The organism is Candidatus Nomurabacteria bacterium (assembly GCA_023898625.1).
Lineage (GTDB): Bacteria > Patescibacteriota > Saccharimonadia > Saccharimonadales > JAGQNJ01 > HK-STAS-PATE-36.
Window position 1 is genome coordinate 432,986 of the sequence record CP060231.1, and the last position, 20,900, is coordinate 453,885.

At 40.3% G+C, this 20,900-nt stretch carries 22 protein-coding genes, 3 tRNA genes and 1 pseudogene; 21 read left to right on the forward strand and 5 right to left on the reverse strand.

Going from position 1 to position 20,900, the window contains the following annotated elements; all coding sequences use genetic code 11:
- The first annotated feature begins 23 nt into the window (after nucleotides 1-23).
- Nucleotides 24-1,187: a glycosyltransferase gene (locus H6793_02220; protein USN95958.1), complete on the forward strand. Its 1,164-nt coding sequence runs from the start codon at nucleotides 24-26 to the stop codon at nucleotides 1,185-1,187.
- Between the two features lie 35 nt (nucleotides 1,188-1,222).
- Here the strand turns inward: H6793_02220 and H6793_02225 are convergent, their stop codons facing one another.
- Entirely contained in the window at nucleotides 1,223-3,058 is a 1,836-nt protein-coding gene (locus H6793_02225; GenBank protein ID USN95959.1) for a leucine-rich repeat protein, read from the reverse strand.
- Nucleotides 3,059-3,228: 170 nt separating this feature from the next.
- Between H6793_02225 and H6793_02230 the strand changes: the two genes are divergently transcribed.
- Nucleotides 3,229-3,660, forward strand: a complete 432-nt coding sequence (locus tag H6793_02230; GenBank protein USN95960.1) for a hypothetical protein — start codon at nucleotides 3,229-3,231, stop codon at nucleotides 3,658-3,660.
- A 16-nt stretch (nucleotides 3,661-3,676) separates the two neighbouring features.
- Here the strand turns inward: H6793_02230 and H6793_02235 are convergent.
- A tRNA-Ile gene (locus tag H6793_02235) sits at nucleotides 3,677-3,752 on the reverse strand.
- Nucleotides 3,753-3,833: 81 nt separating this feature from the next.
- On the opposite strand from H6793_02235, the gene H6793_02240 reads away from it, so the two are divergent.
- Nucleotides 3,834-4,277, forward strand: a complete 444-nt coding sequence (locus tag H6793_02240; GenBank protein ID USN95961.1) for a septum formation initiator family protein — start codon at nucleotides 3,834-3,836, stop codon at nucleotides 4,275-4,277.
- Nucleotides 4,278-4,634: 357 nt separating this feature from the next.
- On the opposite strand, the gene H6793_02245 is transcribed toward H6793_02240, so the two are convergent.
- Nucleotides 4,635-4,709, reverse strand: a tRNA-Met gene (locus H6793_02245).
- Between the two features lie 147 nt (nucleotides 4,710-4,856).
- Between H6793_02245 and tatC the strand changes: the two genes are divergently transcribed.
- Both tatC and tatA read left to right on the forward strand, forming a co-directional pair.
- Nucleotides 4,857-5,891: a twin-arginine translocase subunit TatC gene (gene tatC / locus H6793_02250; protein USN95962.1), complete on the forward strand. Its 1,035-nt coding sequence runs from the start codon at nucleotides 4,857-4,859 to the stop codon at nucleotides 5,889-5,891.
- 117 nt (nucleotides 5,892-6,008) lie between these two features.
- Nucleotides 6,009-6,182, forward strand: a complete 174-nt coding sequence (gene tatA, locus H6793_02255; protein USN95142.1) for a twin-arginine translocase TatA/TatE family subunit — start codon at nucleotides 6,009-6,011, stop codon at nucleotides 6,180-6,182.
- A gap of 276 nt (nucleotides 6,183-6,458) precedes the next feature.
- Here the strand turns inward: tatA and H6793_02260 are convergent, their stop codons facing one another.
- The gene (locus H6793_02260) at nucleotides 6,459-7,571 is read right to left on the reverse strand and encodes an acyl-ACP desaturase (GenBank protein ID USN95143.1); all 1,113 of its coding nucleotides are present in this window, start codon (nucleotides 7,569-7,571) and stop codon (nucleotides 6,459-6,461) included.
- 126 nt (nucleotides 7,572-7,697) lie between these two features.
- Here H6793_02260 and H6793_02265 point away from each other — a divergent pair.
- A tRNA-Met gene (locus H6793_02265) sits at nucleotides 7,698-7,774 on the forward strand.
- A 47-nt stretch (nucleotides 7,775-7,821) separates the two neighbouring features.
- Nucleotides 7,822-8,412, forward strand: a complete 591-nt coding sequence (locus H6793_02270) for a hypothetical protein (protein ID USN95144.1) — start codon at nucleotides 7,822-7,824, stop codon at nucleotides 8,410-8,412.
- Here the strand turns inward: H6793_02270 and H6793_02275 are convergent.
- Nucleotides 8,405-8,923 (reverse strand): histidine phosphatase family protein, encoded by a 519-nt coding sequence (locus H6793_02275; protein USN95145.1) that lies wholly within the window; start codon nucleotides 8,921-8,923, stop codon nucleotides 8,405-8,407. The genes H6793_02270 and H6793_02275 overlap by 8 nt on opposite strands.
- Nucleotides 8,924-8,941: 18 nt before the next feature.
- Here H6793_02275 and tilS point away from each other — a divergent pair, with 18 nt between their 5' ends.
- The 14 genes and pseudogenes from tilS to H6793_02345 all read left to right on the forward strand — a co-directional run bounded on the left by tilS (nucleotide 8,942) and on the right by H6793_02345 (nucleotide 20,897).
- Nucleotides 8,942-9,829, forward strand: coding sequence for a tRNA lysidine(34) synthetase TilS (gene tilS, locus H6793_02280; GenBank protein ID USN95146.1), 888 nt, complete (start codon nucleotides 8,942-8,944; stop codon nucleotides 9,827-9,829).
- 86 nt (nucleotides 9,830-9,915) lie between these two features.
- On the forward strand, nucleotides 9,916-10,257 hold the full coding sequence (locus tag H6793_02285; protein ID USN95147.1) for a hypothetical protein: 342 nt from the start codon (nucleotides 9,916-9,918) through the stop codon (nucleotides 10,255-10,257).
- Nucleotides 10,258-10,678: 421 nt separating this feature from the next.
- Entirely contained in the window at nucleotides 10,679-11,041 is a 363-nt protein-coding gene (locus tag H6793_02290) for a transposase (GenBank protein ID USN95148.1), read from the forward strand.
- A 276-nt stretch (nucleotides 11,042-11,317) separates the two neighbouring features.
- Nucleotides 11,318-11,407: pseudogene (locus H6793_02295) on the forward strand (hypothetical protein).
- A gap of 23 nt (nucleotides 11,408-11,430) precedes the next feature.
- Nucleotides 11,431-11,550 (forward strand): hypothetical protein, encoded by a 120-nt coding sequence (locus H6793_02300; GenBank protein USN95149.1) that lies wholly within the window; start codon nucleotides 11,431-11,433, stop codon nucleotides 11,548-11,550.
- Between the two features lie 50 nt (nucleotides 11,551-11,600).
- Nucleotides 11,601-11,783, forward strand: coding sequence for a hypothetical protein (locus H6793_02305; GenBank protein USN95967.1), 183 nt, complete (start codon nucleotides 11,601-11,603; stop codon nucleotides 11,781-11,783).
- Entirely contained in the window at nucleotides 11,716-11,985 is a 270-nt protein-coding gene (locus H6793_02310; protein USN95150.1) for a hypothetical protein, read from the forward strand. The genes H6793_02305 and H6793_02310 overlap by 68 nt, the downstream gene beginning before the upstream one ends.
- Nucleotides 11,973-12,089 (forward strand): hypothetical protein, encoded by a 117-nt coding sequence (locus H6793_02315; protein ID USN95151.1) that lies wholly within the window; start codon nucleotides 11,973-11,975, stop codon nucleotides 12,087-12,089. Before H6793_02310 ends, H6793_02315 begins: the two co-directional genes overlap by 13 nt.
- A complete protein-coding gene (locus H6793_02320; protein ID USN95152.1) occupies nucleotides 12,049-12,336 on the forward strand; it encodes an SBBP repeat-containing protein in 288 nt (95 codons plus the stop codon). Before H6793_02315 ends, H6793_02320 begins: the two co-directional genes overlap by 41 nt.
- Nucleotides 12,337-12,341: 5 nt before the next feature.
- Entirely contained in the window at nucleotides 12,342-13,511 is a 1,170-nt protein-coding gene (locus tag H6793_02325; protein USN95153.1) for a hypothetical protein, read from the forward strand.
- Between the two features lie 57 nt (nucleotides 13,512-13,568).
- Nucleotides 13,569-15,440, forward strand: a complete 1,872-nt coding sequence (gene hflB, locus H6793_02330) for an ATP-dependent zinc metalloprotease FtsH (protein USN95154.1) — start codon at nucleotides 13,569-13,571, stop codon at nucleotides 15,438-15,440.
- Between the two features lie 52 nt (nucleotides 15,441-15,492).
- Entirely contained in the window at nucleotides 15,493-17,076 is a 1,584-nt protein-coding gene (locus tag H6793_02335) for a hypothetical protein (protein USN95155.1), read from the forward strand.
- Between the two features lie 46 nt (nucleotides 17,077-17,122).
- Nucleotides 17,123-18,898, forward strand: coding sequence for an elongation factor 4 (lepA, locus tag H6793_02340; GenBank protein ID USN95156.1), 1,776 nt, complete (start codon nucleotides 17,123-17,125; stop codon nucleotides 18,896-18,898).
- Between the two features lie 61 nt (nucleotides 18,899-18,959).
- On the forward strand, nucleotides 18,960-20,897 hold the full coding sequence (locus H6793_02345; protein USN95157.1) for an Ig-like domain-containing protein: 1,938 nt from the start codon (nucleotides 18,960-18,962) through the stop codon (nucleotides 20,895-20,897).
- Nucleotides 20,898-20,900 lie beyond the last annotated feature (3 nt).

Genomic DNA, 20,900 nt, shown 5'->3' on the forward strand with positions numbered 1-20,900 from the left:
GCAGTAAGTGCTAGTATTTAATTATGAAAAAGAGTAGCCAAATGACATTTCATGTAGTTTCGCTTCCACACACTCAAACGACAATGGAATATGAAGCGTGTGCCTATACATCTAAAACCAGAAAGTTCTGTAATATGATGAAATCACTAGGGCATAAAGTGTATCTATACGCATCTGAGGAGAATGAGGCAAATGTTGACGAGTTGATTACGATTGCGCCAAAAGATGATCAGCAAAAATGGTTCGGCGACAACGACTTTAAGCAAAATTTTTTCAACTTAACCTGGAATATTGAGGATGAGCATTGGCAGAATACTAACAGACGTGCAATCAGCCAAATAAAAAAACGAATTAATAAAAAGGATTTTATTTGCATTATTGGTGGCGTTTGTCAAAAGCAAATTGCCGATGCATTCCCAGCGCACATGTCTGTTGAGTATGGTATTGGTTACGAGGGGGTTTTTGCACCATTTAGGGTATACGAATCGTATTCTCATATGCACTATGTGCAAGGAAAATTAAATGATGACAACGGAAGGTTCTACGACGCAGTCATCCCAAACTACTTCGAGCCAGAAAACTTTCAGTTCAAGAATAAAAAAGAAGATTATTTTTTGTTTCTAGGGCGATTTATACCTCGAAAAGGTGTAGAGATTGCTGTAGAAGTTACAAGAAGATTAGGTAAACGACTGGTGTTGGCAGGGCAAGGAGTTAGTAAGGTAGAAGGAAATACTATTTATGGCGATGACTTTTCGGTTAGTGGGGATCATATTTTGCATGTCGGGCATGCAAATGTTGCTCAGCGGTCGGCTTTGCTTCGTAACGCAACCGCAACTTTTATGGCGACGACCTATATTGAACCTTTTGGTGGGGTGGCAATCGAAAGCCTGCTTTGTGGAACCCCAGTAATAGCTACGGATTTTGGGGCATTTGCCGAGAATATCCAGCATGGAGTTCACGGCTATAGGTTTAGGACAATTGGTGAGGCAGTATGGGGTGCTAAGAATGTCCACAAGTTAAATAACAAAGTAATCCATGAGTATGCCGTAGAAAACTTTAGCGTAGAACGGGTTAAGTATCTATACCAAGCATATTTTGAGCAACTGCAAACATTGTGGGAAGAAGGATTCTATTCAAACTGGGATAAAGGTGTCGCTAAATATCAAAGATATAAAAAGTTCTCGTAGATATCACTATCGTGAATGTTTTAATATAGTTACTTTTACCTCACCCCAGTATTCGGACTCCCCACAGCTAACGTAGCTAAGCCTACAGGGTCTTTGATAATGCCAGTTGTTTTGTCTAAGTCTAAATCACCATTGTCAGTAATAGTATAGGTTAGTAGTAGAGCATGCTGGTTATTATGAGTAGTTTCAGTAATAGTAGCATTGTCTAATGTAGTATAGCCCTTAGTGCTAGGATCATACTTTTTAGCTATTACCTGATTTGGTTTTAAGTCGGTAACAAATAGTAACGACACTGTGTTGTCTGTAGTAGATGTACTAAAGCTAAAGTCTATTAAGCCTAATGGATAATTATAGCCAGAGTCTTGAACTGCTAGTGATGATTCTTTAACAGCCACAAAGTTAGATAGTGTAGTACTAGTCGGAAGATCTAGAACTACAGTCTTACTATCTTCTGCATTAGGTATAGAGTTACTACCCCCTGTTTTATAGGTATAGATAATCTCATTAGCTCCAGTAGTAGATAAGGCTAGAGTAGTAGGAGGAGTAGATACTAGACTATAGCCAGAGATATTAGGAGCAGAAGGCAAATCTACTGTATCTCCTACCTTGTAGTAAGCATTAATATCTTTAGAAGGATTATCCTTGAGTAGATAGTTAGTTAGTGTAGTACTAGAACCAGTGTCATAACCAGTGATAGTAGATGATGGCAATAAATCATTACCAGACCCATCCTGATACTTAACTACAGCACGGGAGGGGTTGATGAGAGTCATAAGAAGAATATCGCTAGTATCACCATTGCCATTAGAATCTGGCATGCCAAAGTCTGCCTCTGTCATTGCTAGATCAGCCAGTCCTAAAATTGTAGCTTGGCTTGGGTCGATATAAACGTTGCAAGTCTTCGTCCCATCTATCAAAGCTTGAAAAACTGACGGGCTATATCCCGAATTTGCATAATCTATATATGTAGGAGTATCCGGAACTGTCTGCCCTCCGATTGATGTACTGCTCATTGTTGTAACAGAACTAGGGATAAAGACCTCACTTAATTGATCGGCGTTAAATACAAAAGAGCCCAAACTTGTTACTGAGTTAGGTATGTTTATGCTTGTGAGCTGATTAAACATGAATGCATGGTCACCAATACTTGTTACTGAGTTAGGTATGGTTACGCTAGTGAGTTGATTGTCCTGGAACGCAGCGTTGCCAATACTTGTTACTGAGTTAGGTATAGTTACGCTGGTGAGTTGATTGTCCTGGAACGCAGCGTTGCCAATACTTGTTACTGAGTTAGGTATAGTTACGCTGGTGAGTTGATTATAAGCAAACAACCCTGTATTCATAGATGTCACCGAATTTGGTATTGTGACATTTGTGAGCAGATTGTTCTCAAACGAACTTTCACCCATATATATCACCGAATTGGGTATTGTCACGTTAGTTAGTTGGTTGGCATAAAAAGCAGAGTTGCCGATAGTAGTAACAGAACCAGGGATAGTTACGCTAGTTAGTTGCTCGTTGTCCATAGCATAGTCTCCTATCACGTTCACCGCTACACCACCAATAGTACTAGGTATATCTACAGCCTTAGGGCAAGCTGGATCACTTGGATTGTTGTTTTCGTGCTCGTAGTAACCTGTAATAGTATTAGTACCAGCATTAAAGTTAAAACAGCTATCCGGAGGAGTTATAGCATAGGCTTTATTAGTAGGTATTAAGGCTAATGTAGTAGATAAAGCTAACACTAAACTAATAGCTATTAATGATGCAGAAACAGAAGCAGGCTTTAGATAAGCCATAAACTTATTAGTACCCTCAATTGTTTTGTTATCTTTATAACAACCAAACATAGAAACACTAAACTTTTGCATTAACGACTTCAATTCCCATTCCTTCTAAAGTTACTACTATTTACAAGCATAAGAATAACATAAGATGTTAACCTTGTGCAATGGCGACAGACGGGTTTCGTGTTGCTAAATGAACTTGCATATTTTGATAAAGGATTGTGTTAGTTCTTGACCGATGGTACTATTATATTATGTTATCGGTTTTTGAGAGATATCCACTTCCAGACATCACCCCTTTTGATAATAACCAAATAGAGGCTGACCTGCTTGCAGATATTGAGTCAAGAAAGCGCGCAATGCTCAACCAAATTGACTACTCAATAGTAAATGATGATTTTTCTCCAACAAGGCTGGCTTGTATCGAGAATAATCTGAATCCCAAAATATCATTTGCTGTGCATTCAGCAGTATTAAGTCTACTAGATGATAGGGGCTTGCTAGATGAGTATTATGACGAGGACAATGTTATTTATGCCAAAAATAACGTATGGGAGATAAGACTCGAACGCGATATTCCGAACGCCAAATATAAAGAACAGTTTAGGTTCATCAGTTCAGATTTAAGTGATGATAACTATAATTCTGAACATCGGTTTACGTTTTGGCACAGAATATGCCGATAAATGTAATCGAAAAAAGTGGTGGGGGTGGTTGGAATTGAACCAACGACCAATCGGTTATGAGCCGACTGCTCTAACCACTGAGCTACACCCCCTTGCAATTAGTGTATCTCAGTAATGAGTAACAGAGTGGATTATATCAGAAATTACTTTCGTTATATAATGATTATGTATTTATGTTGCAAAAAATAAAAACTACCAGTACTCATTTTATTAAACGATTAAGTGATGTTCGCTTTTCTGGGCAGGTTATATTTGTAATTATTGTCTTGTTGGTAAGTTGGAGTACAGTAAAGGCCATTCAGTCTAACTACGATGTTCAAAAACAAGTTGTCGCTAAACAAAAAGAAAATGAGATTCAAGAGTTAAAAAATAACAATCTCAAAATAAAGAACCAATACCTGGAAACTGATGAATATCTAGAGCTCGCCGCGCGAGAACAACTAGGCAAGGCAGGACCCGGAGAGACAGTAGTAATTATTCCTAAAGACGTTGCAATGAAACACACTGTTGAGAGCTCAATCCAATCAAGCGAACAAGCACAAAAAAAAGTAGATGATTCAAAGCCAACATATCAAAAGAACCTTGAGTCATGGGGAAGATTCTTCTTTCATCACTAATACCTTAGAACACTATATGTAGAATGTTGTCGCGAAGTATATAAACAATAACAAGACCAATGCAAAACGCAACAAAAAAACCAATAATTAAAGCATATAGAGTACTAAACCTAGAGTCCCGATCATGCTTGTTCATGTATTTATCATACAACAATAACAAAAAAGACCCATAAACTGGGTCACTTTTGTTGGTTGCGGGACCAGGGGCGGTCTCATTAATTCGACCCATTTCCTCACATGCTCGATGCAAGCATCTGTGCTTGTTCGTCATGAGCGAACCTGTGGCAAATTGCGCATCCAGGTTCTCGTCTTTACTTTACAATAACAAAAAAGACCCATAAACTGGGTCACTTTTGTTGGTTGCGGGACCAGGACTCGAACCTGGGACCTCGTGGTTATGAGCCACGCGAGCTGCCGCTGCTCCATCCCGCGATGATAAATATAGCACCTTGCAACAAAAAACTTTTGTATCTGTGAGCAATATCAGCTGTAATTATATCAAACAGAGGTGAGGAGGTCAACATTAACTATACAAACATTTTACTTATGTTTCTATAGATACTATGCTATAAGTAGATTATGAAAAAGGAGTCTCCAAGAAGGTCTGTTAGTGGTGATATAGTTCCGGCAAAACGCACTAAAAAAAATACATCGCGTAACTTTGTAGCAGTAAACGCAAGCAGAGAAGATGGTAATAAAAAGATTATTGCAGATTCTGCATCAAAAAATATTGGCAGATCAGCGATAAAAAAAGTGTTGCTTGGTGATAGTTACGCCAAACTAAGGCAAACCAATTACAAAGAGCTATTAGAAATAGACGAAGAAACACTAGATGACGTGTCTAGTAGAATGTATAAACCAACCTATTTCAGGCACGCACACAAATCGCCACTTGCTGATCATATTGGTGAATTTAGAAGAAGAACACTATGGTGTGTGTTGGCGCTAGTATTCGGAGGTGTTTTAGGTTATAAGTACCAGGACCAAATTATTGCCTGGTTAGTTAAGCCACTTGGCCAGCAATTATTCTATACAAGCCCAACAGGTGGGTTTGATTTCCTGATAAAGATCTGTCTGTTTTTTGGGTTTATATTGGCGGTTCCGGTCATCATATACAACATTTTTAAGTTTATATCTCCAGCAATTCCTCCTCATATCTCGTATAGTTTTATCAAGATTATTATCATTTCAATATTGCTAGCATTAGGTGGGGTAGCTTTTGCGTATTTTGTGAGCTTGCCAGCTGCATTACATTTCTTGAATAACTTCACCAATCAGCAAGTTTCTTCTTTAATTAGTGCTCAAGAATACTTTAATTTTGTTATGATTTATATGGCTGGATTTGCTTTATTATTTCAGATGCCATTGGTGTTTTCGTTTATCAACAAGGTTAAGCCCCTCAAGCCAGCACGACTACTAAAGCAACAACGTATTGTAATTTTGGTTAGCTTTATTGTTGCCGCAATTCTGACCCCCACGCCAGATCCAATAAACCAAGCACTCATGGCTGCACCGATCATTGCCCTTTATCAAACATCAATTGGTGTAGTATGGCGTGATAATCGTCGGATTAAGCCAAAGAATAGAAATAGTACTCAGTTAGGAATGGCGTAGGATAATTGTATTGCATAGATACATTACCAATATATGACTACAGCTTTTATCTTGCTATACACGGTTTTTTTAGTTATGATTACAAAGTAAATATAAGCAAGAGAGGGAGAATTTATAATGTTTGGTTTGGGTGTCCCAGAACTATTAATTATACTGCTAATTCTATTATTGTTGTTTGGCGCAAGTCGATTGCCAAAATTATCACGGTCTATCGGCGAGTCTGCACGAGAGCTTCGCAAGGGGCTTAATGAAGAACCTGAAGACAACGACAATAAGAAAAAAGCTAAATAGCCTAAGCTATCCAATAAAATAGGCATCAATATGTGCCTATTTTTTTGTTGACAGATCTATTTGATAGTAGGTAAACTATAAAGGTCTTAACAGACAAACAAAAACCTCACAAATATAAAACTAAACCAGAAAGGCGTTGTCACTATGGCTACGCAAGTATTAGGTGGGCTAGTATACGAGCTAACGCCCACTGCAGATCAAGCTTTACTTGATTTCGATGAGTTATTCGAAGATTAAGATAGAGCTGTTGTCGCCTAGTATTACTAGGCGACAATTTTATTGCTGGGCTCTAATAGGTACAATGCCAGTTGGTCTTTTGTGGTTAGAGTGACCTTTGTATGTATACTCTACGGTTTTTCCTAACACGAATGGCGCTAATCCATTATCAGTGGAAGTTGGTTGTTGATCCCTAAGGCTTTCCATAAGAATTCGTTGCTCACTAACAGCTTCATTGCTTGTTCTAGCTAGCAAAGACTCTTTGGCGTCTTTGCCTTCATCTGTCTTTGGTTTAGCATTAGCGATGTTTAGTTTTTTCGCGACAGTTTGCATAGATTGCGTAATTGTTTCAAGATCAAAAATTCCTGACAAACCAATTATCAGGGCGAGTTTATCAAAATTAGGAATGCCCAGCCTGCCTGGCATCGAAAATTCTTTATATACGCGGTTCATAGCAGTTAACGTTCCATCTGGATCTACATCAAGCGATGCTTGGCTTGCCTTGCGGTAAAACTCATAATGATTCTGTTCATCTCCTGCTACTGGGTTCATTATTTTTCTACCGGTTGGTGGCAAAATCCAACCTTCTTTTTTGTGAGCTTCTTTAGTGAGGTGTTCTTGTAGTGTGAGATAAGAAAATGCAACTTGTAGATCCTGTGGATCAATCTCTGTCCCGGTACGTAATTGTTGCACTCGGCCTTGGTGGTAGCTTGATTGAGATATTGCAGATAGTTCATTTTCGCCAATCATCCCAGACAACAACGCGTAATCACGCATTATTACACCGTGAGTATCTTCTTCGGCTGTCCATTCATTGGCAAAAGCCGATAAGGCTGGACTTTCATGAACTTTGCTATGGATACGGCTAGTGTAGTGGGGCAGATTGTCTTCGGTCAGCAAATTTACCAGAAACGAAGCACCCATAATAGCCCGTATATCAATAGCGTATTTTTCTGCAAAAACAGATACATGTGCATTGTAATCTTCACGAAGAACCACGCCGTATTCTAAGGGGTCAGGTCCAGTATTTGCAGATCTAGCTAATTGTTCCATTGGCGAAAACGGGCGCTTATCTGGCAGTCCGTCTTGCTTGCTAGCAATGGATTGCATATGCTCATCGTAAGCTTGTTCTAGGCTTGGTTCTATTTCACGAAGTAGGTTGCTATCTTTCATAATATAAGTATAGCGCAGTAAGGCTCTCAATATTATGTTTACAGCTAGTAGATATATAAATGTGCGAAATATCACAGATTCATAGTCAAAATTATTTAGATATGCTACAATCTCATCTGTTAGTTTGTCGGTGTAGCTCAGTTGGTTAGAGCGCAGGACTCATAAGCCTGAGGTCGTAGGTTCGATCCCCACCACCGACACCAATTAAATTTGAAAAATATATAGTTATGGTGTAAAATAGAATTCTAGTATGAAGATGCTGGACAATAATTTAGAACATGAACCCGGGCAGGGTTCTTTTTTTATTCGTGAGCTGGACGAGGAAGTTATTCGTCAAAATGATCAACATTTCGAATTAGTACAGTTTGCAGATACCGAAATATTAATCAGATCGATAAACGACACCGCAAGCTATTTATCGAACAAGCCCAACCCTATGCTTAAATCAATTGAAGAACTAAACCTAGATCAAAAGCTCGCGGAGCTTAAAGATGAAATTCTAAACGCTCAGGTTGTAGAGATAGCCTTTCCTAAAATTACAACTAGATACACATCAAATTACGATTTATTGATTAGAGCATATTCTGTGCCAAGCAAAATTATCGAAAGCCACAAAACAATGCTTTATAAAGATAGAATAAAATCTGTAGTTGTTTTACCGGGTCAAGAAAGCGAAAGTTTGTTTGTTCCAAGAGTTGTTTTGCAAGTAGAAACAGGGCTTGAGCCTGCAATCAATAGTATCAAAGATGGTGAAGTAATAGAGATGCCTGGTCAGCCAAGATGGTATGATTTTTCGCTAGATAGAAGCCGTATTCGGACTTTCGATATAAAACCTAAGTAATTATCCATTCCACAAGTTCAGCATTTGAATATCTCTCTGGAAAGTCAAATGGTTTGTCTTTATCCAGGTGATGTCTAAGAGCGCGCCCAGTGGCTCCATGGCTGACTACTAAGATTTTGCCATAGGGCAGAGTATGTAGGTATGCTATGGCTTGTTTAGCGCGAGCCAAAAATACATCAAGTTTTTCGGCATCGGCAATCCCATCATAATCAGTATCTGGTGTGTATGGTTGATTTTCCATAGCACCAAAATTACGTTCAATAAACAATGGGTTTACTTCTATTTTATCGATCGGATACCCTATTTCTTTGGCAATTATCTTAGCAGTGTCATAAGCACGCGAAAGTGGAGAAGATATTATATGTTCAATGCCAAGATTTTTTGATTTTTCTCCAGTTATTTTAGCCTGTAGTTTTCCTTCTTTGGTTAGAGGTGTTTCTGTGATGCCAGCTACTCGTCTTTCTTTGTTTAATTGACTTAAGCCGTGTCTAACGAAGTATAAATGAGTCATTGTTATATAATATAACAAATGGAAGTTCAAATTAAGCCCGGAAAATATATTATTGCTGTTTCTGGCGGGGTTGATTCGGTGGTTTTATTGGATATATTAGCCAAACAGCACAACAATGAATTGATTGTGGCGCACTTTGATCATGGTATTCGGAGTGATTCAGAACAAGACAGAAAGTTTGTTGAAGATTTAGCTAAAAAATACAATTTGGAGTTTGAGTTTACAGAAGGAAATTTGGGCGCAAAAGCCAGCGAAGAATTAGCACGTAATGCTCGATATTCATATCTACAAGCAGTCAAGAAAAAGCACAACGCTCAGGCTATTATTACAGCGCATCACCAAGATGACGTACTAGAAACAGTTATTATTAATATGTTACGAGGTACCGGCAGAAAAGGTATAAGTTCACTACAGAGCAGTAGCGAGATTATCAGACCATTAGTGTCTATTCCAAAAACAAAAATTTTAGAATATGCGAAAATTAGCAATCTAAAATGGCGAGAAGATTCTACAAATAGTGATGATGGATATTTACGCAATTGGGTGAGACACAATATTATCCCAAAACTAACCGTAAGTCAGAAACAATACCTTTTAGCTGAACAACAGAAGTTTGTGAATATAAATAAAGAGATAGACGCAATCCTGAGTGCGCTTGTAGGTAAGGATAATTGCTTAAATCGTCATCTGGTGATAATGCTACCACATAATCTTTCAAAGGAGCTGGTGGCGTATTGGCTAAGACGCAACAATATTGATTTTGACTCAAAATTAATAGAAAAAATTGTTATTAACGCAAAAACTCTTACTCCTGGAAAGAAAACAAACATCAGCAAAGAATTAAGTGTTAATCTTTGTGAAGATCGTTTATGTCTAGTATCCACGATTCGGAAAGATACTCTGTAGTATATAGCACAACAAGTACTGCATAAGTTCAGAAACATATTGGACTCCTGAAGGCTAGCGATAGCTAGCTGGGAAGGAGTCTTTTTATGCAACAGATATATACTGAATCATTCTTGAGGGGTTATGCTCGTAAGACTATGAGATCTATACAAGACATAACCCAACACCCATATAAACATGTAATTGAGCAAAGACTCAAGATAATTCAGTTCTATGATGATTTCGGGGAACAAGCCACCAGACAAGCTTTTAGCGTAAGTAGGAGCACTGTGTTCAGCTGGAAGAGGCGTCTAAAGGATAACAATGGCTCACTCAGATGTTTAGCTCCAAAGAGCACTGCACCAAAACACAAACGCAAGCGAATGGTAGATATGCGTATTACTAACTTTATTCTAGAACAAAGAAGCTTACACCCTAAGCTAAAGTAAAGATAAGCTGAAGCCGTATTACTCAAAGATGAGTGTACAGCTTGGAATCTAAAACCACCTTCGGCATCTACCGTAGGTAGAATCCTCAAAGACTTAAGTTTCAAGGCCTATTACCAAAATATACCAGGTTAACCGTTTCAGGTGCTACCGGCAAACTACTTGAGAAACAAAAGTCGTAAGCCAAGACTCAATAAACAACCGCAGGAATGGTTATCAGCCTGAGCAACCAGGAGATATGCTACAGATGAGACACTATTGTTAAGTTTATAAACGGTATACGCCGTTATGTACTTACAGCAGTAGATTACAAAAGGTAGATTCGGCTTTGCCTATGGCTATACTAGCCCCAGTAGTACCAACGCAGCAGACTTCCTGAACAAACTGCAAGCTGTTACCCCATTTGAGATCAGACGAGTGCATCATGAGCAATGGTAGTGAGTTCTACAAACACTTCATAAGAGCCTGTGATGAACGAAACATTGAACAGCTCTGGAACTATCCCAAAAGACCTAAGAATAACGGAATGGTTGAAAGATTTAACCGTAGCATCCAAGAAGAGTTTATAGACTGGAACCTAGATAATCTAGCCTATGACCTTGAGGATTTCAATAATTCATTGATGGACTGGTGTATATGGTATAACACAAAAAGACCACATTATGGACTTGGTTTAAAAAGTCCAATGCAGTACTTACTAGAAGTGTTACAATTAAGCCAACAGGAGTCCAGAATGTTATGGACGGATACACCTCCTTGCACTCTCCCCTTATATCATCTATCATAAGCACTATAAGAAATAATTTCTTATATAACATTAAATTAATAAAAAAGAGGGTGTAATAAATAAACTAACCATGAAAGACCTACTAACTAAGCTATCTATAACAAAACAAAGTAAAAATTATAAACTATCTAAGTACTATCCCTACTATTCACTATAACCACCCTCATACCATTAACCACCAATACAGCCAATGCTACACCACTACCTACTGAGTGTGCCTGAGCATGCCTGGACCGTTGGCACGAACGATGGTATTAAACTCAATATCCCTAAGACGTAACCACCGACGCCTCTGGCAATGTCTATGTCGCAGATTCTGACAACAATCGCATCCAAGTTCGACTCTTCTGGAACCTTCCTAGCTAAGTGGGGAACATATGGCTCAGCAGATGAGTGAGTTTGACTCTCCCCAAGGCATAACCACCGACGCCTCTGGCAATGTCTATGTCGTAGATACCTACAACTACCGTATCCAGAAGTTCACCTCCACCGGCACCTTCCCTAGCTAAGTGGGGAGACATCTGGCTCAGCAGATGGTGAGTTTGACTCTCCCCAAGGCATAACCACCGACGCCTCTGGCAATGTCTATGTCGTAGATACCTACAACTACCGTATCCAGAAGTTCACCTCCACCGGCACCTTCCTAGCTAAGTGGGGAACATCTGGCTCGGCAGATGGGAGTTTGCTATCCTCTGCCGGCAACCACCGACTCCTCCGGCAATGTCTATGTTGCAGATTCTAGCAACAACCGTATCCAAAAGTTCGACTCCACCGGCACCTTCCTAGCTAAGTGGGGAACATATGGCACAGCAGATGGTGAGTTTAATACACCTCGTGGCATAACCACCGACACCTCCTGGCAATGTCTACGTGGCAGATACAACAACAACCGCATCCAAAAGTTCGACCCATCCGGCACTTTCCTAACCAAATGGGAGCAGTAACGGCTCGGCAGATGGTGAGTTTAATACTCCTCGGCGCAACCACCGACACCTCCGGCAATGTCTATGTTGCAGATTCTAGCAACAACCGTATCCAAAAAGTTTGACTCCTCTGGAACTTTCCTACTTAAATTTGGTATGCCTAGCAGTGAAAACGGTAAATTCTACTTCCCATATAGCATCGCCACCGACTCCTCCGGCAATGTCTACGTCGCCGATACAGCAACAACCGCATCCAAAAGTTCATGCTCCACTGGCACCTTCCTAGCCAAATGGGGCAGTAATGGCTCAGCTGATGGGGAGTTTAATGCACCCCTAGCATCACCACCGACTCCTCCGGCAATGTCTATGTGACTGATATGGGCAACAACCGAATCCAAAAGTTCACCTCCACCGGCACCTTCCTCACCAAGTGGGGAGCTACTGGCTCGGCAGATGGTGAGTTTAATCACCCTCGTGGCATCACCACCGACTCCTCCGGCAATGTCTATGTGACTGATATGGGCAACCGCCGCATCCAAAAGTTCAACTCCACCGGCACCTTCCTAGCCAAATGGGGCAGTAGTGGTTCAGCCGATGGAGAATTTAATGATCCTTTTGGCATTACCACCGACTCCTCTGGCAATGTCTATGTAGCCGATATGGGCAACAACCGCATCCAGAAGTTCGATGCTAACGGCACCTTCCTCACCAAGTGGGGAGCATCTGGCTCGGCTGATGGGGAGTTTAGCTATCCTGCCAGCATCACCACCGACTCCTCCGGCAATGTCTATGTGACTGATATGGGCAACAACCGAATCCAAAAGTTCACCTCCACCGGCACCTTCCTCACCAAGTGGGGAGCTTCTGGCTCGGCTGATGGGGAGTTTAATTCACCCGTAGGCATCACCACCGACTCCTCCGGCAATGTCTATGTAGCTGATTCTGGCAACAACCGCATCCAAAAGTTCGCCTACCCTAGCGAAGAACCTGAAACCCCAGAAGAACCTTCCTCCGACTCTGATGGTATCCCCGACACCATCGAAAACTCTTCCCCCAACTCTGGCGATGCTAACAACGATGGCATAGCCGATAGCACTCAAGCTAATGTAGCTAGCTATGTTAACCCAGTAACAAATAGCTATGTAGTACTCCAAACATCTAGTGAATGTAGTATCACTGCCACTACTACAACTAGTGAAGATAACCTAACTATAAAAGACTCTGGCTATAACTATCCAGTAGGACTAACTAACTTCACTACTGACTGTAACACCCCAGGCTTTACTGCTACCATAAATCTCTACTACTACAACCTAGATAGTACTAACTACACTCTAAGAAAACATAACCCTAACAATAACTCTTTCCTTACTATAGCTAACCCTACACTAACTAACCTAACTATAGACAATAAACCAGTAACCAAAGTAACCTACCAAGTTACTGACGGACAACAACTAGACATAGACAACACCACTAACGGAACCATAGTAGACCCAGTAGGCCTAGCTACACTAGCTGTAGGAAGTCCTAATACGGGGTTGTAAGCTATCTTAGTTTTTAGTAGCCACATTTAAGACAACTCTGTATAATGTTGCAAGTATATGGATAAAAAAGCATTTAAACGTAAAGGTGGAAATAAAGATTATAACCGTAATCGTGGGTTTAAGAGCGTTGGTTTTATTGCTCTTATAATATTGTTTGGTTTAATAGTTTTTGCTGCCTATAATCAACCTAGTAAACTGAAAGAAGTTCCCTTATCTGAGGTTGTTGAACAAGCAAACAAGGGTGAAGTAGAGCACATAACTATTACCGGTAATGAACTAGAAGTTACAAAGAAGGGTGAATCTTCTGCAACAATACAGTCTCGCAAAGAACCAGGGTCTAGTATTTATGAACAAGGCCTAGAGCAAGGCAAGACAACAGTCGAGGTTAAACAAGAGTCAAATAGTGGTAGCACTTGGGCTAACTTAGGTATCTCTATACTACCGGTACTAATAATAACGGCAGTTTTGTTCTTTATGCTAAGGAGTGCGCAGGGTCAAGGCAATCAGGCAATGAGCTTTGGTAAAAGCAAAGCTAGGTTGTACGGTAACGAAAAGGACAAAGTTATATTCAAGGATATTGCCGGAACTGAAGAAGCAAAAGAAGATCTAGAAGAAGTTGTCGAATTTTTGAAGTATCCCAAAAAGTTCGAATCAGTCGGCGCTAAGATTCCAAAAGGTGTTTTATTGGTTGGGCCTCCAGGAACAGGAAAAACCATGTTAGCTCGTGCGGTAGCCGGTGAAGCTAACGTGCCATTTTTTAGTATTTCTGGTTCAGAATTTGTAGAAATGTTTGTGGGAGTTGGTGCATCAAGGGTGCGAGATTTGTTTGCCAAAGCCAAAAAGAATGCACCGTGCATAATTTTTGTTGACGAAATTGACGCTGTTGGGCGAAAACGTGGTAGTGGTATGGGTGGTGGACATGATGAGCGAGAGCAGACACTAAACCAGATTTTAGTTGAAATGGATGGATTTGAGCAGGGTCAGAATGTAATAATATTGGCGGCAACTAACCGGGCAGATGTGCTCGACCCAGCATTATTACGTCCTGGTCGTTTTGATAGAAGGGTAAATATTGGATTGCCTGACAGAAAAGACAGAGAAGCAATCTTAAAGGTTCATTTTGCCAAAAAACCACTGGCTCACAATGTAGATTTAGATGCCTTGGCTGCTAAAACTGCTGGATCTTCAGGGGCTGATTTATCGAATATAGCAAATGAGTCGGCAATAATTGCGGCACGTCATGACCGCAAAGAAATAACCCAGAACGATGTTACGTCTGCCTTTGAGAAAGTTGCAATTGGGCCAGAGCGCAAGAGTAAAATTATGAACGACAAAGATAAAGAGATGACTGCCTATCACGAAGCCGGACATGCGATCGTTGGGCATGTATTACCAGATAGCGATATGGTACACAAGGTTACGATTATTCCTCGTGGTGGAACAGGTGGTGTAACATGGTTTATCCCCCCTGAAGACAAAAGCTACCATAGTATTATCGAATACAAAGATGTATTGGCGAGAGCATTGGGTGGACGTATTGCCGAAGAGATTGTTTATGGCACCGAACGGGTAACAACTGGAGCCGGAAACGACCTTCAAAAAGCCGCGGAGCTTGCCAGAGACATGGTGATAAATCAAGGCATGGGGCGTAAATTACGCAACCAAGTTTTTCATGTTGAGGATGGTATGATGCTTGATAAATTGGTGCATGAAAGAGAATACTCTGACCAAACCGCCAAAGTTATTGATGACGAAGTAGAGCACCTAATTACAGAAGCTGCTCATAGAGCTAGAGAAGTCATCAAGGCCAACAAACATAAACTAGAAGAATTAAAGCAAGCGTTATTACTCAAAGAAACCGTTGAGGCAGAAGAAGTTGAAGAAATTCTTAAAGGCTCACATATGCCTTCATCCGCTGCACTGTATTAAAACCTGATTTTTTACTAGCCGTCTGCGATTTACATCGCTATAATTAATACAAATGAATAGAATATTAAGTCGCGCTAATAAGAAAATATCACTTGGTAGCGCAGCAACGTTACTTGTTGTTGTGGCAATGATTGGTCAGCTACTAGGATTTATGCGTAATAGGTTGATTAGCACCAACTTTACGGTGGTGAATCCAGGTTCATCTGATGCATTCTTTTCTGCCTTTGTGATACCAGATTTCTTTTATTTCACGATTGCTGCGGGGGCTTTAGGAGTAGCATTTATGCCGGTATTGGCAGATAAAATCGCATCCGGCAACAAAAAAGCAGTGCAGGATATCACTAACAGTTTACTTAACGTAACGATTATTGCGATGTTTGCGGTGGCGGTTATTATATTTGCCTTTGCAGAACCTCTAATGCATGCGCTTGCCCCTAATTTGCCTGCTGAAAACTTTAACCAAGCCGTAACTATCATGAGATTATTAGCTCTAAATCCAATGTTTTTTGCAATCGGAGGTATAGTTACCTCTTTGCAACAGACTTACGGAAGGTTTTTCTTTTATGCGATTTCTTCTCTCTTTTATAATGTATCGATAATAATTTCGGTTTTTTTATTTAAGGATAATATTGGTGTAGTTGGCTTAGGTATTGGGGCTCTAGTTGGTGGAATATTGCAAATGTTAGTTTCTTTACTCGGCTTAACAGGATTAGGATATAGGTACTCTCCTAAAATAAACTGGAAGAGTGCTGACTTTAGGTTTGTGCTAAGACAAATACCTCCAAGATCACTAGACCAAGGAATAGATCAGATAAACAGCGTCGTAGAAATCAACAGAGCCCAAGCGCTGGGTGTTGGTCCGGTTAGCTATTACACCTATGCCACAACACTACATAATGTGCCTATAATGTTAATTGGTAACTCAATTGCAACGGCGGCTTTTCCAAGACTCATCGAGAGACTTTCGCAAAATAGACCAGATTTGTTTAGACGTGATTTTGTTAAAGTGCTTCTGACTATGTTATGGTTAGTAACTCCGGTGGCGATTGTCGGGTATTTTACTCGTGGGTATCTTGCTCGCGTTATTTTTGGTGATGTGGCGCCTGAAGTTGCACTGATATTTGGGTATTTAATTGCTGCGATTGTTGGTAGGATAATCTACTCGATGTTATCAAGATACTTCTATGCATATAAAGATACGTTGACTCCACTTTATGTATCAATTTTTGCTATCGGGCTTAATATCTACTTGGCTTTCACATTGGCCAAATCAGATTCGTATGGAGTCGCTGGTCTTGCATTGGCTCAGTCGATTGTGGCGTTGAGTGAGGTCGGTATTTTAATGATAGTTATGATGATTCGTGATCGAAAAATTTTCAATATGTATTTTTGGTCTAATATACTCAAGTTGATATCAGTAGCAGGGTTTAGTGTTCTTTCTGCTTTTGTTGCTATTTCTTTGTTTCCACTTAATCTTTCAGACAAAGGAATTGTCGCATTGGGGAGTAAGTTATTTATAGTTGGCGGAATAACATTTACCACTCATTTGATTGTTTCATTTATTTTTGGTTTAGATCAAGCAAAAATCGTAGTAGCCAAAACCAAAGAAATTATCCTAAAACCAATAAGGGTTTAAGCTCAACTAGTCGTTTATTCGTACCTCTGTTATACTAGATACAATTATGCAGGAAAAAATTAGGAACTTTTGCATTATTGCGCATATTGATCACGGAAAATCAACTTTAGCCGACAGGCTTTTAGAGTTGACCGATACTGTAAAAAAACGTGATATGAAAGCTCAACTACTGGATAGAATGGATCTTGAGCGAGAAAAAGGAATAACAATCAAACTGCAACCTGTACGCATGGAGTATAAAGGACATCAGTTAAACCTTATTGATACCCCGGGGCATGTAGACTTTAGTTATGAAGTTTCCCGAAGTTTGCAGGCATGTGAGGGTGCTATTTTGGTTGTTGATGCTTCTCAAGGTATCCAAGCACAGACCTTAGCGAATGTGTATTTGGCTATCGCTAGCGATTTAAAGATCATACCGGTACTTAATAAGATTGATTTGCCTGCTTCGAACCCCGATAAGGTCAGTGACGAAATAATTTCCTTGTTGGGATGTAAAAAAGAAGAAATCTTACACATATCTGCAAAAACCGGACAAGGCGTCGATGCTGTATTAGAAAAAGTCGTTTCTGACATACCTCCACCTACCGGAACTAGCAAAGATCGGGCAAGGGCACTAATATTTGATAGCTACTATGATGATTATCGTGGGGTTATTTTGTATGTTCGTTTGGTGGATGGTGCGCTGAAAAAGAATGACGAGATCGTTATGATAGCTACTGGTGCTCAGGGAATTGCCCTTGAAGTAGGAGCCCTAAAACCAGACATGTCATCATTACCACAAATTGAAACTGGCGAAATCGGCTACATAGTGACAAATCTTAAAAGTACAAGAGAGGCAAAAGTTGGTGACACTATCACTATAGCAAAGAACCCGGCCGTATCACCCCTACCCGGATATAAAGATGTTAAGCCATTTGTATATGCCGGGTTTTTCCCGACTAGCAACGAATTTTACGCCACTCTCAAAGAAGCGATCGAGAAGTTGTCTTTGTCTGACTCTGCATTACAGTTTAGTCCTGAAAATTCACCAGTTTTAGGATTTGGAATGCGTATTGGATTTTTGGGTTTATTGCACATGGACATCATCAAAGAACGGCTAGAACGTGAGTATGACCTAGAATTAATCGTTACCAATCCATCGACTGATTATCAAATTATTTTGAATAGTGGGGAAGAAGTTGAGATAAGATCCGCCTCGGAACTACCAGACGTAACTAATATTGCCGAAATAAAAGAGCCGTGGATTTCAGGAGAAGTTGTCGTGCCGCAAAAGTATGTAGGAGCTGTTATACAGCTAGTTGCTAGCAAACGAGGTTTGCAAAAAAATATATCATATGTCGACGATCTGACTGTCATAAATTTTGAAGCGCCGTTAGCTAATTTATTAACAGATTTTTACGATCAGCTTAAAACCGTGACTAGTGGATATGGTACTTTTAACTACGAACTAGCAGAATATCGTGCTGAAGATTTGGTTAAGGTTGACTTTTATGTGGCGGGCGATATGGTTGAGGCATTATCTGTTATCGTGCATCGATCTGAAGCGCAAAGCCTTGGGCGAGAGATAGTTAAAAAATTAAAAGATGTTATTCCGCGACAGCAGTTTAAGGTTGCGCTACAAGCAGGAATTGGTGGTAAGTTTATTGCGCGTGAAGACGTTAGTTCTTATCGTAAAGACGTTACTGCAAAACTATATGGCGGTGATGTGACACGGCGAAAAAAATTACTTGAAAAACAGAAGCGTGGCAAAGAACGGATGAAACGGTTCGGTTCAGTTGACATACCTGCTGAGGCATTCACCGTACTTCTGAAAAGAGACTAGCTTGGCGTTTGCATAACCATTGTTTTGTTGTTAAAGTACCTATAATGATTATGTAAAAATTATGGGTAAAAAGAAGAGCAATAGACAGAAACGAAAGATGTTGGCGAAAGTAAAAGTAGAATTACACAAAAGACGGAGACTTGTCTTAATTATCGGGATATTAATTTTTGCACTTGTGGGGGCATGGGTATTGAATAATAGTAAGGCAGCAACGCCTACTGCGTCTGCCTCTTGTGGGGCAACGGTTTCAAATTATAGTTACCAGGTTCCTTTTGGCAATGCTGTTTGGAATCAGCCTGTTTGTAACTTGCCTCGATATGCAAAATCAGCGGATTATGCCAATAGATTTATTGAATGGGGACACTTGAATGATGGTAGTGCGTCTGCAGATGTCATGAATGGTATTGTTGGTGCATCGCCCGGATTCCCTGGACCACCAACATTATTTGATCCAGATGGACTAGCTGGATTATTTACTAGGGAAGTTTATTTGGCCAGTAAATCCACCACAAACGTAAAAATCATGATAGCGGCAACGGGTGGGTCTGTTCCATCAAATCTTGATGGCGTAAAATGGAATAGTGATCCATTAGTGGCAAAACCAGGATACGAAAGTAGTTATCCTGATACACCGATTCCCTGGAACCCAGCATGGAAAACTGGAATGGGTGGAGATAATGAAATGATTATCTTAGACGACAGACCGGGACCCACCATGGGACGAATATATACTATTTGGGGATATAATGCAGGGGGTTGTTTACTTCTTTCGGGTGACCGTATATGTGGTATGTCAATTAATGTTAACCGTGATCGTAATGGCAATTACGTTGATTATAGAACATATGAAGGGTCGGTGGGCGATCGAGGGGTAGGTATATCATACTATGCTGGTGTTGTAATGCCAGATGAAGTTAAGGCTAAAGAAATCCGTCATGCTATAGGTATCTCTATGCCGAATACTTCTTATGGGTCAATTTGTACTAAAGCTCAGCTTGGCACTAATGCGGAGGGTAAGACGTGTGGCACTGCCGTCGCACCGGCTAGTAAATTTGAATGGGGTGGTGTTTCACAGGAGTCTCGTTTTGCTGAACCATATCGTTCAATCTACTCAATAGACAAAACAATTCCGGAAGGTATGCGATTTGCGATTGATTTATCATACGATGATATTGAGTCATGGATACGCTCTAGGCCCGACTTAGTACAGAACCCAACCAGAGCCGACACCGCGAGAACATTCGCTAAAGCTATACGTGATTATGGGATGATTGTTGTAGATACTAACGGGGCAAGGCCGGATATACAGATGGCTGGTGGCGTGAATCCAGAGAACGCACAGAAGTGGAAAGACTTAGGGATGGGGCCTGATCTAGGGGGTAACGACTTATTAAAGGGACTAATAACAAAAGACAATCTTTATGTTGTCGATCCTCCAACTGTTACCTGTGAGGATGGGTCTACATCAAAAAACTTCTGTAAGTGGACAACTGCAAGTTATGGATCTATAGTTAGTCCTCCGGCAGATACTATCAAACCAACAATTTCCATAACGTCTCCAGCAAATAATTCTCAACAAAATGGTCAGTTTGTGGTTGCTTTTAACGCATCTGACAATGTCGGGGTTGTACATGCTGAGATATTCGTTGATGGAGTGTCAAAAAAAGTATTCAACGCGCAACCTTACGAGTTGTCGCTAAACACATCATCTCTTGGAAGTGGCTTACATAACATAACAGTAGAGGCCAAAGATTCGGCCGGTAATATAGCAAGCTCTAGTGTTAGTATAACTGTTCCAAGCACTACACCTGCATCAAAACCGTGTGATTTTGATAATAACGGTCTAGTTTACCTGCCAGATCTGTCTAAACTATTAGCAAACTGGAAGAAGACAGTTGTAGTTGGTAAAGATGGCGATTGTAATGGTGCGAACGGAGTGCCTGATGGTAAAGTTCTAATTGACGATCTTGGAAAATTACTGGCATTATGGAAGAAGTAACTA